This is a genomic window from candidate division WOR-3 bacterium (assembly GCA_039801365.1).
In the GTDB taxonomy this organism is placed as follows: Bacteria; Hydrothermota; Tepidihabitantia; order Tepidihabitantales; family Tepidihabitantaceae; genus JBDRUN01.
In genome coordinates, this window is record JBDRUN010000017.1 from 20,012 (window position 1) to 33,838 (window position 13,827).

Sequence of the window (13,827 nt, forward strand, 5' to 3'; positions counted from 1 at the left end):
CAAGTAACCCGCCCGGCCATGCTGTGCTCAGAGACAACATAGGAGTGCAATTGAAGAAGGTTATCGTCTACTACTCGAAATACGGCTCAACCGAGGACTACGCCCGATGGATCGCAGAAGCGACCGGCGCTGAGCTCGTGCCGTTGGCCAAGGTAGGACAGCTCGACCTTTCGAACTATGACGTCATCGTATTTGGCTGTCCCTACTACGCCTTCCGCCTGAAGATAGCCAGCTTCGTCAAACAATGGCTGCCGCGCCTCGCGGGCAAGAAGGTCGCCTTCTTTGCGGTCGGCGGCGAGGACCCGACCAGCCCGAACTGCCGCAAGGTGTACGACAAGACATTCACCGAAGAGGCCCGAGCCGCGATGCGGTTCTGGTATTTTACCGGTCGCATCACTCTGGCTCGGATGGGGTTCCTCGACCGGCTGGTGATGAAGATAATGAAGGCAAAGGACTACGACCGAACTGACCGCGCCGCCGTCGGGCCATTGATCGAATTCATGAACCAGTAGGCCGCGCCCAGACCTCACAAAGCCAAGGGGCGGTTTGTCCTGCGCCTGTGGTCATTCGGTCGCGTGCCATTTCAGCGGGGGAAAGTTGTACTCGTTGCAGGGATTGGAGGACCGACCCAGGCCAGGCGCATTGACACCGGTGCCCGGGGGACTAGTATGTTCTGCCTCTGCAGGGGCAAAGGAGTAACTGTGAAGAGATCGCTGGCAGTGCTGATTGCCGTCTGTCTGCCGCTCGTGGCAGGCACGATGACGCAGACGGTCCGTTTCGACCGGTCCGACCTGATCATCTCCAAGGACAATAACTATGATGCCGTGAACATCACCGGGTTTCCGGCGCTCTCGCCACCAGGCGAGCCTTTGCTGCCGCTTGTTGTGCAGTCGCTTGTTATCCCGTCTGGGGCGATTGCTACTGGTGTCGAACTTCTGACCGTAGAATGGGTCGAGCTGCCCGGGACCTACAATATTGGCCCGGCCCAGCCCGACGTGATACTGCCCAGACCCGGACACGACGAAAAGCCAAGACTCGTCGGGCCAGACCATTCGGTTTACTCATCGGCCGAGCCTTATCCGGCACAGACCCTTCGGCTGCTTGCGTCTGGTACGATGGCCGGATACCGCATCGCCAATGTTGAGCTTCGGCCGGTTCAGTACTCGCCTGCAACCGGCCGGGTATGGCTGGCAACGAAGCTGACCTTTCGCCTGACATACGCCGAGGGCGAACGAGCTGCGGTCGCGACTGAGCGGCAGCGCAACAGGTTCGGACAGGTAGTCAAACGGCTTGTTGCGAACCCCGAAGATGTAACCCGCTTCGCGCCTGCGGTGCGGCGCAGCACCACCAGTGTCTTGCCGCCCGGCGACTACGACTACGTTGTCGTGACCGAGGCGCCGATGGACACTGTTTTCCAGCGTCTTGCCGACTGGAAGACGCTCAAGGGAGTTCCGGGAAAGGTCGTGCTGATTTCCTGGATAAACGCCAACTATACCGGCTACGACCTTCAGGAAAAAATCCGTAATTTCATCAAGGACGCCTATGCGACCTGGGGCACACAGTACGTGCTCCTCGGCGGCTCAGGCGACTACGCCAACACTGGCCAGAACATATTTCCGACTCGGATGGCCCAGTACGAAGGTAACGGCGCAGAGCCGTGTGACCTGTACTGGGCTGGCCTAGATGGCAACTGGGACGCGAATGGCAACCACACCTACGGCGAGATTCCCGATAACGCAGACATGTACTCAGACGTGTATGTCGGCCGGGCATCAGTGTACACCGTGGCAATGGCTCAGAACTTTGTCAATAAGACCATCAAGTACGAGCAGAGTCCGCCGACCGGGTTCATCAAGCGGATGCTCCTGCCGACCGCGATTCTCTGGTCGAGCTACGAGGAGCGGCCGATGGTCGAGTCAATCGCACGTCAGGCTTCCAGCCGTGCGTTCCAGATTGGCAGGCTGTACGAGCGCAACGGCACCCTTTCGCAGGCCGCGGTCTGCGAGTCCTTGAACCGCGGCTGGGGAATGAGCCATTGGGACGGTCATGGCAGCCCGACCGGAATCTACATGGGATCGACCCCGTACTTCTCCTCAACCAATGCCCAGGCGATGACCAACGGCGACAAGACCGGTGTGGCGGTGGCAATCGCCTGCGACTGCGCGGCTTGGGACCAGGTGTCCGGCGGCGACTGCTTGGCCGAGCACATGGTCAACCGCGTTGGCGGCGGGTTCATCGCCACGGTAATGAACACGCGCTACGGTTACGGCGCAATCGGTCCGGGCGGCAACTACGTGCCCGGTCCTTCGGAACGGCTCGACACCACGCTCTATGCTGGAGTGTTCTACTACGGCATGCCCGCGACCGGCCAGGCACTGGCATATTCCAAGGCGACTTGGGCGCCGTACGCGGACTCGCTCTACCAGTACGCGCACCAACGGTTCTGTATCTACGACCTGACACTCATCGGCGACCCTGAGACGCCGCTCTGGACCGCGGAGCCGACTCCGGTGAACGTCGCCCACTCAGGCGTCATCACCATCGGCAACAACGTACCTTACCCAGTCACGGTCACGACCGGTTTCGCGCCGGTCTGCTCCGCACTCGTGTGTCTCAAGAAACCGGGCGAGGTTGACGTCAAGGGCCGGACCAATTCCTCAGGCCAGGTCACACTCTTTGTCTCGGCGCTTACGCCCGGGCCGATGACGATGACCGTCAGTGCTCGGGACCACTTCCCGTTTCTTGACACGGTTCAGGTCATCGCTTCGAACCGCTATGTCTCGCATCTGCGCTCGTGGGTGCTTGACCCGGCTCCGGGCGGGAACAACGACTCAATCCTGAACCCGGGCGAGACTGTTAACATCCCGACTTGGGTCAAGAACTGGGGACAGCAGACCGCAATGTCGGTGACCGCAAAGTTCCGCACTGCTGACCCGAATGCCCAGGTAACGGACTCGGCCCGTAGCTTCGGCAACATCGGGGCTGGCGACTCGGCGTTCACCGGCGTGCCCGGGTTCGGCCTGCACGTCAATTCCGGCCTGCCCAATGCCTATTCGGTCGCCTGCTCACTTATCTGCCGGGATGCGAATGACTCGGTCTGGGTATCACTCCTCTCTTATCAGGTCGGCACCCCGGTGCTTGAAAAGCGCACGCAGACAGTCGTGGACACTGCCCACGGCGGCAACGGCAACGGCCGACTCGACCCGAACGAAACGGTTGACCTCGCGGTCTGGATTGCCAACACCGGACTCGGGCACGGTTACAACTGCCGCGGCGTGCTCAAGTCCGGCGACTCAAGGCTTATCGTGCTCGACTCGACCGCAAGCTATGGCAGGGTGCGTAAAGGCGACAGTGCAACCAACGCCGGCGACTGGTACACAGTCCGGGCCCAGGCCGGAATCCCGCCCGAGACGCCGCTTGTCTGCACGCTTCGCCTCTACGCTGACGGCGGGTACTCGGTCGTGCGCACATTCAATATCATCGTCGGCGAGTTCCGCAACATTGACCCGATACCAGACGGCCCGCGGCTGCCTGCCTTGTACTGGGCCTACGACGACAAGGACACCGGGTACACCCATCACCCGCAGTACCAGTGGGTCGAAATCCGAAGCCAGGGCACGCAACTCAACTTCTCCCACAACGATGCGGTCATCACTGTGAACCTGCCCACGGGGTTCGGGCCGGTCAAATACTACGGCCAGCGCTTCACCCAGCTTTCGATTTCCGCGGACGGCTGGATTGTACCCGGCAACTACACGACCACGAACTACACCAATACCGGTCTCCCCTCGACCGCAGCACCGCCCCGGGCAATCTGCGCCAACTGGGACGACCTGTACCCCGGATACTCAAGCCAGGACTATGCCTATTACTATCATGACGCGGCCAATCACCGGTTCGTAGTTGAGTTTGATTCGGTCAAGTACTACGACAACTCGATTCGCGACAAGTTTGAGTTCATCTTCTACGACACGACGCTTGCGGCTGGGGACGGCAACTCGAGGATTCTCGTCCAATACCGGACTGCCAATGGATACACCTCAAGTACCATCGGGCTTCAGGACGGCACCCAGCAGGTCGGGATTCAGTGTCTGTACGACGGTTCCTATCACAAAGGCTGCGCTGCGATTGCGGCTGGCCGCGCCGTCCTATACACCACTGACCCGCCAAGCCAAGTCGGACTTTCATCCGAGCCATGGACTGCGCTCGTTGACGTAAGAGGACTTGCACTATGGCCCAATCCGTGCCTTGGTCGAGCAACGGTGAGCTGGAACGTGCCGATTGCCGGCAGGGTGGAGCTTGCGGTGTACGACGCGTCGGGCCGCGAAGTCAGCCAGATTGTCAGTGACGAACTGGCCGCGGGCCGCCATACCCGGACTTGGGACGGACGTGCGCTCGCGCCGGGCGTGTACTTTGTAAAGCTCGATGCGCCGGGCAGCACGCGACGGCAGAAACTGATACTGACCCGCTAGGGTCTGGCAGAACAAGAGAGCCGTGGTAGCATCCCTGCCACGGCTCTCTGCTCATCGGCGCGACGGTAGAGTCGGGCCAGTCGCCTCGCGCCCGATAGAAGGGGCGGCTTGCGCCGCCCCTTGGAAACGACTCGGTCACGTGCTACTTCAGCACGTAGATGTTGTGCTTCTCGCAGATTTCGTGTAGCTGCTTGGGCCACACCGTGACCGTCACCTCGCCGATGTGTGCCTTACGCAAGAGCAACATCTGGAGCCGGCCCTGACCGATGCCGCCGCCGATGGACAGCGGTATCTCATCGTTCATTATCATCTTGTGATACGGCAGCTCCAGCCGGTCCAGTTGACCGGAAAGCTCCAGTTGCTTCACCAGAGTTTCCTTCGTAACCCGGATACCCATTGAAGACAGTTCGTGGCGGCGCTTGGTCACGTGGTTCCACACCAGAATGTCGCCATTCAGGCCGTGGGTGTCCTTGCCGGTTTCCTTGGACGTGTCGGTCACCCAGTCGTCATAATCCGCAGCCCGCATCTCGTGTGGGAACCCGTCCTTCAAGACCCAACCAATACCGATGATGAATATGGCCGGTGAGTAGTCCTGAAGGATTCTTGTCTCGCGCTGCTTGCGCGGCAGGTCAGGATAGCGCTCAAGGATTTCCTCGGCGTGGATGAAAGTCAACTCCTTGGGCAGATTCGGGTAGCGCGGGTCCCGAAGCTGTGGGTACATCTGCTGTACAAAGTCCTCGGCACCGGTGATGACCTTCCAGATTTTCCGGACGACCATCTTCAGGAATTCGAGGTTGCGGTCTTCAGCGGTGATGACCCGTTCCCAGTCCCACTGGTCAACATAGGAGGAATGGTCATGGTCCAGGAAATAGTCCTTGCGCACGGCCCGCATGTCGGTGTTGATACCTTCGCCGACCTGGCAGCCGTACTGTTTCAGGGCCCAGCGCTTCCACTTGGTTGCGGCCTGAACTATCTGAGCATTGATGCGCGGGGAGATACCCAGCCCGCACGGGAAATCAATCGGTGTACGTGAACCGTCCCGGTCCAGGTTGTCGTTCATACCGCTTTCTTTCTCGACAATCAGCGGCACCTGCACCATCTGTAGGTTCAGCTCCTGAGCCAGACCGTCTTCCACGTAACGCTTGACCGCGTAGAGAGCTCGCTGGGTCTCCTTGTTGTCAAGAATCGAGCGGTACCCAATCGGCAGAATTTTGTCAACTTCTTCGTAGGTTGAGACACCGGGACCGGCTAAGTCTGCGGCCTTGCCGGTTTTGCCAGGTTTGGGCATAAACCCTTGGGCTATTGGCCTGGCCTTGTGTCTTGAACCTGTGGCTCTTATCTTCTTGGCTATCTTCTTCTTTACTGGCCGCTTAGCTATTTTTCTTACTGCCTTTTTGGCTTTCTTTACCATCGGGTCAACTCCTTTGTAGCACCTATTCTTTGGTCTTGAGTCGCGTCTGCGACCCGGACCACGTTGTTTATTCGCGGAATTGCTGCGAGCAGTTGGCCAAGGATACTCAGGGCACATCGGCTGTCAAGGTGCCGGCGCCTTATTCAGCGCCCCGCATTTGACAACACGGTTCCGCGTTTCTATGCTCATCGTATGCCAGGAGGTGATGTCATGAGTAAGTTCAGCCGCAGCATGATCATCACGGTGCTGACCGTGCTGGTAGCCGTCGGCCTGGCCGCAAAGCTTGAACCGGCAGCAAAGTTCGTGCACGAGGATGCCAAGGGCAAGCTTACGATAATCGGCAAGGCCGCGGTCGTGCTCACCGGCGACGACCAGTTCGTCAACCGCATAATGGAGGACGTCACGGCCATCGGTCTGCTTGGCCGCGGCATCAAAGTCGCCTACCCGGATGAGAACAGTTTCGGCAAGTTGCGGCGCGAGCCAGGCAAAGACCCGATGCAGGTCGCGCGCACGGCCGGCGCCAACGTGCTTCTCACCGGTATGGTCGTTACCGAGCCGGTCTGTCCGTCCGACTGCGGTCGCGAATGTCAGCACCCGTGCCGGAGTCTGAAGGTGAACATCGCATCGCTTTCGCTCGTTGATGTGCCGCAGGACAAGGTCCTCGTCTGGGCACTGTACGAACCGGACTCAGCGGTAAGCACTTCCCGGCTGGCAACTGCTTTCGTCGAGCTTTTGGTCGAGAGTCTGAAATAGGTGGCCGTGACCGTGCGGCCAGTAAGACGTCTAAATGCATCAAAGGAGTCGCAATGAAAAAGGTAATCCGATACAGCCTAGCGCTGGTTGCGTGGTGTCTAGTCGCGGCCTGCGCTTCGTCACACTATGTCCGGCCGGACGAGGTGACCGAGTGGGACTACACCTATTCGGACACGGACATGAAACTTCTGGCCGAAAAGATGGTGATGTCGCTTTCCGAAGCAGAACTGCCCAAGACCCAAGAAAAGCCTACCATAGCGTTCCTGCGCATCGGCAACCGTACCTCTCAGCACGTGGATACGGACGGCATCTCCGAGAAAATAATGGTCAGTTTGGTGAAGCTCGGTCGGTTCCGGGTCGTCGATCGCGAACTTCTCAAGAAACAGGCACAGGAAATCGCCCTGGTCGAGAACCAGCGGATTGACGTCGAGGGTGCGGTCAAGCTGGGCAACCTTGTTGGCGCAGACTACTTCCTGACCGGCGACATCATGAGTATTGAGAAGACCTCGGGCGCAACCACGCTTGCCTACTACAAGCTCACGATGCGGCTCGTAAATGTCAAGACTTCGGTTATCGAGTGGGCCGACGAAAAGGAGCTCAAGAAACGCTCGACCAAGGGGTGGTTCGAGTAGAAAAGGAACAATGGGTCCAAGGACCGACGTCCAAGTGGACGAGAAATCGCGGCACCGGAGTGGCAAGTGTTGGATTATTGCGTCTGCATTCGCGTTCGGGCTGGCCCTGATTACCGCCTGCGCGCCAAGCGCGTCAACCGTCCCGCCCGGGCCCAGATATTTCTCCAACTTGAGCTACGACAGCGCGGCCGCGAGATTCCGACGTGAAGCAGAGAAACAGTTCGAGGCCAAGGACATATCCTATCCCCTGAGTCTGCTCAATTGCGCGGTGACCAGTTTCTACGCGGGAAACCTGAAGGAATCCAAGCAGGCGTTCTCTGCCGCATACAAGATTGACGACGGCAATATCCCGGAGGCGGCCAAATTCTACCAGTGGCTGGTCGTGGACAGTCGCAAGGTGTACCGGTTCACGAAGCGTGAGCGCGAGCTGGTACACCTGTACCTTGGTCTTTGCTACCTTACCGAGAACAACCTGCCCGAGGCACTGGTTGAATTCAAGAAGCTCCGGCAGATGGACCAGGATGCATCAAAACTACCCGTGGTAAACTTTTACATGGGGCTCGTGTACGAGAAGCTGCAGCTGTACGACGACGCGCTTATCGAGTACCGCGGGCTTGCGGACATGCCTGGAACCGGCATTGACGCCACCTCGCTCATCAGGCGGGTAGAGATGCTCAAGGCCGGTATGCCCGAGGCAACAAACGAGCTAGTCGTGCACGTTGACCACCATTCCGAAGACTCTTTCGGCCGAACCGTTGTTTACGCTGACAACAGGCCGGTTGCCGAGCTGCCGCCGTACTCAGACCGGTTCGACGTCCGCCTGACCGAGGCCGAGGCATCGCGCAAGGCGTTGCAAAAAGCGAGCGCTGAGGCAACCCGCACCGGATTGCGCTGCTGTGGTACGGTCCTGGCCGAGTATCTGTTTCCAAGGCATGGCGAGGCAATCGGCGATTTGGCCGGCGACCTCGTGCTTGGGGACGAGCGCGCCAATCAGGACAAGCGGGCATGGGGCTACGCCCCCACGGCAATCGCAGTTGCCCGTCTAGCCCTACCGTCCGGCACAAACGAAGTCCGACTTGAGTTCTTCGGACCCCAAGGGCTGCTTGGTTCATGCGTGTATCCTCTGTCCGGCAGGAACCGGCGTGCTGCCCTTGTTACTGGCGGCCGGACAGTAACTTCATCTCATCCGCCAGCTCAGGGGGAGGAACTGTACTTTATAACCGCCGGTCTGGCTAAAGAGTTCTACGAATACTAGGAGGAGTGTATGAAGACTAAGTCAGAACGCATATTCCAGCAATCTGATGTCAGAACTCCATTCAAGATGTTCGCGAAGTTCTGCGTCCTGGGCGCCGTGTCGCTACTGGCGTGCAGTGCCCGCATCAACTCTGTCATTATTGATCGGGATGCTGGAACCAGGCGCTGGGACATTGACAATCCGTTCCTGGCAAACGACATTAAGATTCTGGATGTCAAGGAAGAGGAGAAGAACGACGCCCTGTTCGTCAGCATCCTGGTCAGGAACGGCTGGGGTGTGCGCATCGGCGGGCTGATGAAGGTGCAGTTCTATGACCGCTCCGGCGTTCAGCTCGATGACCCATGGGGCTGGCACCAGATAAACCTCGAATCATCCCAGGAGGAGTGGTTCAAGTTCATGGCGCCCAAGAAGGCGGACGAAATCAGTCGGATCAAGGTGATGGTCCGAGGTATCAACAAGTACTCTGGCGCCGGCCGCTAGCGCAAGCATCGGTTCAGGTCTGGTTCAATAGTCTCGCGCCGGGTATGCCGGCCAGCCCGGTGCTAGCGGACTTTCACCAACTTCATTCGGTCGGTACGACCGTGCGCAGGCCGGATGACGTATGTACCGGCCGCAAGGTTCAAGCCGAGCTCGGCACCAAGAAAGCGACCTACCCGGCGGCCGGTAAAGTCGAACACGTCGAACTCCTCATGTTCCTTGCCTCGCATCCGCACTGAAACAGAGAACATGGTCGAAGACCGACCCAGCCCGGCCAGGACCCGCTCCTGTCCAATACCGACCGGGTTACCGCCGAGCCAGCGGCGATAGTAGATCCACTTCTCCTTGTCAAACGTCACGTGCACGTTGGAGTCTGCGGCCGCGACCGTGTAGTGCATTGCATCGTGCCCAGGTACGCTCTCCGAGATGCACTGCTCCGGGTCCCAGGTTCGGCCGCCGTCAGTCGAGCGGATGTAATGAACCTGATACGCCCCCATGTCCCCGCGCACTACATGGACGTTCGAGCCTGAAGCCGCGATGTTCACGGTCCAGGTCTGATTCATGTCTGGGCAGATACAGGTGTCCTGAGTCCAGGTTACACCCCGGTCGGTCGAGCGCCGATACCACACATCCCAGAACCCGTTCCGACCGTCGCAGTAAGCCAGGTGTACCGTGTCGCCGGCCGAGGCCAGGCACGGACAATCTGAGACGTCCGGGGTTGGGATGCCGACCCTGGCCAGCCAAGTGTTCCCGTTGTTGGTCGAACGTTGATAGTACACTACCTCACCCCAAAAGTCGTAGTAGGCACAGATGATAGTGGTACCGATTGCAGCAAGGGTCGGATTCACGTATCCGGTCAGATTCAGCACCGGATTCTCAGTGTTCCATGTTGCGCCATTGTCAGTCGAACGCCGGTAGTATATCTGGTCGTCGCCCAGTCGATCATCCTCCCAGGCGAGATGCACGCAAGTACCTTCGGTGATGATGCAAGGAAACCAAGCGCCGTAATACCCGCCCGAGCTGTGCGAGAGCTGAACCGCGGGCTCAAATGTGGCACCAGCGTTGGTCGAGCGGCGATAATACACCTGGGCTCCTGAATCGCCTTGTTCGTCAATGCCCCGAACCCAAGTAATATGGACAAAGGGGCCGGCTATTGCTACCCCGGGATATCCGGAGTAAACCGAGTCATCGGAGATTCGTATCGGTGGCTGCCAACTCACGCCGTTGTCGAGTGACCGGCGGTAGAATATATCGTAGCTGCCGTTTGCTGCTCCGTACCACACCGCGTGCAGTGTGTCGTGAGCTGCGGCCAAGGCCCAAGTATTGGCCAGCGGCAAGTAGCAAGCAGTGTCGTTCTGATACAACACAACCGGTGGCTCCCAGGCAGCCAGGGTTGCTGCCGTCAGTAAAACTACGGCCATGATACGGCCGGCTAGATTGGACCTGTCGCTCATTCTCATCATCACATCCTTTCTGTGCGGATTATACGCACCGGTCAGGCCCTTGGCCCCGGTATCTGTTCCGACCATTTCCGCTAGCTTGTTCTAGTAGCAAATGGCGTCGTTGTCAAGCCGGCGCCGTTGCTTGACACCGGCTCAAGCGCTGATAATTTTGATTCAATGGACATGAAACGAATTGCCATTGCTGGCGCAACCGGACTTGTTGGTGAGACCCTCCTGCGCCTTCTGGAATCCGGGCCCCATCAGATTGAGGACCTGCGGCTGCTTGCCTCGGCCCGCAGCGCAGGTGCCAAACTTCTGTTCCGCGACCGCGAATACCAAGTGAAGGAGTTCGCTGCCGAGGAATTCAAGGGCCTCGATGTTGCTTTCTTCTGCGTTGAACCTGAACTTGCGCGCAAGCTCGTGCCCGAGGTAGCAAAGCTCTGCCCGGTCATTGACAAGTCATCTGAGTTCCGACTCAAGCCCGAAGTCCCCCTGGTCGTGCCCGAGGTGAACTCACAAGCGATCAAGGGTCACAAGAACATCATTGCCAACCCTAATTGCACCACGATCCCGCTAGCCGTAGCGGTGGCTCCGCTGCACAAGCGATTTGGCCTCGAGGCGTTATACATCGCTACTTATCAGTCGGTATCCGGTGCTGGCCGGGCCGCTCTGAACCAGTATCGTTACGAGACCGAGTTCGTTGCCCTGGGCCGGCCGGTGGACACAAAGGGCAGTCCTCTACCCTACCAGATTGCTGACAACGTAATACCACAGATTGACTCATTTGACCGGCACGGCCACACTGGTGAGGAGCTGAAGCTGATGCAGGAGACAGCAAAGATTCTGTCGCTACCTGATTTGCGCGTATGTGTTACCTGCGTCCGGGTGCCGGTCTCAGTCGGCCATTGTCTGGCCGTGACCGCGGTATTTAGCCGGAAGGTTACTGTCCGCGAAGCCCGGAACGTTCTGCAGCACGCCCAGGGTCTGGTCCTGTCTAGGGACAACGAGTACGCCACGCCCGCCGACTGCCGTGGCCGCGATGCAGTCTACGTTAGCCGGGTTCGGCAAGGGGCAAAGGAAAACGAACTGCAGTTCTGGGTCGCGACCGACAACCTGCGCAAGGGAGCGGCGCTCAACGCCATCCAGATTGCCGAGCTGATCAACTAAGGAAAACAAGTGAGATACCTGTCGTTATTGGTTGTGTTCGCCCTCCTGTTCGTATCAGTTGCCGAATCCCGACCACCGCAGGAACTCCCATTTTCTCTGCCGCTCCCGGGCAAGCCAGGTGCGGTCTGGCAGTCTTCCGCTGTCGTCTGTGCGGAATCTTCCCATTCCTACGACGTCCGGCATTACCGGCTCGACTTCGATTTGCCGATGACCCACGCCGGATATACCTGCCGCGAACAGGTCTGTATCGCCAGTAATGCGCCATCGCTCGACACCTTCTCGCTTGACTTTGACGGCCTGGTCTGCGACTCGGTCAAACGCTCCGGCATACCCCAGGTATTCTCGACTCCACCCGGGCTTTTGAAGATCGACCTCGCCTCGCCCGTACCCCTGGGTGACTCGGCGCTGATTGACATATTCTTTCACCGCGAATCAACTGCAGTTCAGAACGCCTATTACTTTTGCCGTCCGCCGACCCGCATCTATGCCCACGCGATGACCTGTGGCTGTCCTACTAATAACCACTTCTGGTTTGCCTGCTATGACCATCCATCAGACAAGGCTGAGCGCGGCTGTATGATAAACCTAACCGTGCCGGACACTTTTCAGACGTCGTCTAACGGCCTATGCGATTCGGTCACGGTGAACACGGGCAATAACACACGTACCTACTGGTGGCGACACCCTTACCCGATTTGCACCTACCTGATGACATTCTCGGCTTCGCGCTTTACCTCATGGCAGGACACCGTTGTCGGCCAGACAGGCGACACCATCCCAATCATCCACTTTATGTGGCCCCAGGACTCTGCGCCTTCTCGTGCTGGCTTTGCGCGGCTGCCTGACATGATTGAGTATTTCTCCGACACGCTGCGGTTTGGCCCATATCCTTTCGAGCGGTTCGGGTTCATACCCGGGTACTACGGATTTCCCTGGGGTGGCATGGAGCACCAGACTACGGTGATGCTCCATACTAGCTACATCCCGGGCGGCTCGGACATAGTCCAGGCACACGAGCTTTCCCATATGTGGTGGGGTGACATGCTGACTCACGTGGGATACGCTGACGTCTGGCTCAACGAGGGATTCGCAACCTGGGCCGAGGTCTTGTACATGGGCCGCCAGCAGGGACGGGCCTACTTCGCCAACCTGATGCGGGGCCGGGCCAGCTCTTTCTTCTCACGCGACCGGACCTACCGGTTCCCAATCTACAATCCGCCTTGGTCTCAGATTTACGACTATGGCACGATTTACTGCAAAGGCGCGTGGGTCGAGCACATGCTGCGCTACGTCGTGGGCGACACCGCCTGGGAAAGCCCGGGCATATTCTTTACTGCGCTCCGCGCCTACCGGGATTCCTTCCCCTATGGCACGGCCTCGACCGAAGACTACAAGCGTGTGAACGAACAGGTCACCGGAATGGACCTCGATTGGTTCTTCGACGAGTGGATTTACCAGGCTGGATTCCCGCGCTACTACCTGAACTGGACCAAGGAACCGGCCGGCGACAGCTTTCGCGTCGTAACGTACCTCACCCAGCAGAACGGCAACCTTGCTCCGCCGGTATTCCATATGCCACTGCCGGTTAGATTCTCCGGACAGGGACAGGATACGCTCGTCACAATCCGGCCCCAGGCAAGCCCGCAAATTGACACATTCCTGCTTCATTTCCGGCCTGATGAAGCAGTGACCGACCCGGACAACTGGGTTCTGGATTCCACCTACTACACTGGTGTCGCGGAAGAACCAGGGTCCGGTCCTCGGATTCCAGGATTCTCCGGGTTCAGAGTCGCTCCCAGTCCGGCAAAACGCGAAGTACACTTCCAGGTCTGGGGCAGACCCGGGCACCACGCGCAGCTTGAGATAACCGATGCTGCTGGTCGCCTTGTGCGCACCATTCCGATTCCGTACTCCATCACCCATACTCCATACTCAATAGTCTGGGACCGCCTTGATTCATCTGCTCGGTCCGTCCCTGCTGGCGTGTACTTCTGCCGACTTTCGACTGAGCGATCAACTTCGGCCTGCCGCGTGACGCTTGTCGACTAGTGGTCGGCACCAGGCCGGGTCCGCCGCAGGCAGGGAAAAGTACCCTGTTGCCTCATATATGGATGTACTCGAGGACGCCCCGTTGCCTCAGAATACATTTGTACTCGAATCATGAGCTTTGTCCAGCTTGAAGTCGAGATGGTTGCGTCGGCACTGCCTGTCCTTCGAC

At 58.8% G+C, this 13,827-nt stretch carries 10 protein-coding genes; 8 read left to right on the top strand and 2 right to left on the bottom strand.

The window, feature by feature from the left end; genetic code table 11:
* Positions 1–50: 50 nt before the first annotated feature.
* Entirely contained in the window at positions 51–512 is a 462-nt protein-coding gene (locus tag ABIL25_03920) for a flavodoxin domain-containing protein (GenBank protein MEO0081427.1), read from the top strand.
* Between the two features lie 189 nt (positions 513–701).
* The gene (locus ABIL25_03925; GenBank protein ID MEO0081428.1) at positions 702–4,472 is read left to right on the top strand and encodes a C25 family cysteine peptidase; all 3,771 of its coding nucleotides are present in this window, start codon (positions 702–704) and stop codon (positions 4,470–4,472) included.
* Between the two features lie 142 nt (positions 4,473–4,614).
* Here the strand turns inward: ABIL25_03925 and asnA are convergent, their stop codons facing one another.
* On the bottom strand, positions 4,615–5,883 hold the full coding sequence (gene asnA / locus ABIL25_03930; protein MEO0081429.1) for an aspartate--ammonia ligase: 1,269 nt from the start codon (positions 5,881–5,883) through the stop codon (positions 4,615–4,617).
* Between the two features lie 210 nt (positions 5,884–6,093).
* On the opposite strand from asnA, the gene ABIL25_03935 reads away from it, so the two are divergent.
* The 4 genes from ABIL25_03935 to ABIL25_03950 are packed head-to-tail and all read left to right on the top strand — an operon-like array spanning position 6,094 to position 9,003.
* The gene (locus ABIL25_03935) at positions 6,094–6,636 is read left to right on the top strand and encodes a hypothetical protein (protein ID MEO0081430.1); all 543 of its coding nucleotides are present in this window, start codon (positions 6,094–6,096) and stop codon (positions 6,634–6,636) included.
* Between the two features lie 53 nt (positions 6,637–6,689).
* Complete coding sequence (locus tag ABIL25_03940; protein MEO0081431.1) at positions 6,690–7,268, top strand: penicillin-binding protein activator LpoB; 579 nt, start codon at positions 6,690–6,692, stop codon at positions 7,266–7,268.
* A 10-nt stretch (positions 7,269–7,278) separates the two neighbouring features.
* The gene (locus tag ABIL25_03945; protein MEO0081432.1) at positions 7,279–8,523 is read left to right on the top strand and encodes a hypothetical protein; all 1,245 of its coding nucleotides are present in this window, start codon (positions 7,279–7,281) and stop codon (positions 8,521–8,523) included.
* Between the two features lie 9 nt (positions 8,524–8,532).
* Positions 8,533–9,003, top strand: a complete 471-nt coding sequence (locus tag ABIL25_03950) for a hypothetical protein (protein ID MEO0081433.1) — start codon at positions 8,533–8,535, stop codon at positions 9,001–9,003.
* Positions 9,004–9,065: 62 nt separating this feature from the next.
* On the opposite strand, the gene ABIL25_03955 is transcribed toward ABIL25_03950, so the two are convergent.
* Positions 9,066–10,529 carry a hypothetical protein gene (locus ABIL25_03955; protein ID MEO0081434.1) on the bottom strand — a complete coding sequence of 488 codons (1,464 nt, stop codon included), beginning with the start codon at positions 10,527–10,529 and terminating at the stop codon, positions 9,066–9,068.
* A 90-nt stretch (positions 10,530–10,619) separates the two neighbouring features.
* On the opposite strand from ABIL25_03955, the gene ABIL25_03960 reads away from it, so the two are divergent.
* Positions 10,620–11,609: an aspartate-semialdehyde dehydrogenase gene (locus ABIL25_03960; protein MEO0081435.1), complete on the top strand. Its 990-nt coding sequence runs from the start codon at positions 10,620–10,622 to the stop codon at positions 11,607–11,609.
* A 9-nt stretch (positions 11,610–11,618) separates the two neighbouring features.
* The gene (locus ABIL25_03965) at positions 11,619–13,658 is read left to right on the top strand and encodes a M1 family aminopeptidase (protein ID MEO0081436.1); all 2,040 of its coding nucleotides are present in this window, start codon (positions 11,619–11,621) and stop codon (positions 13,656–13,658) included.
* Positions 13,659–13,827: the final 169 nt, after the last annotated feature.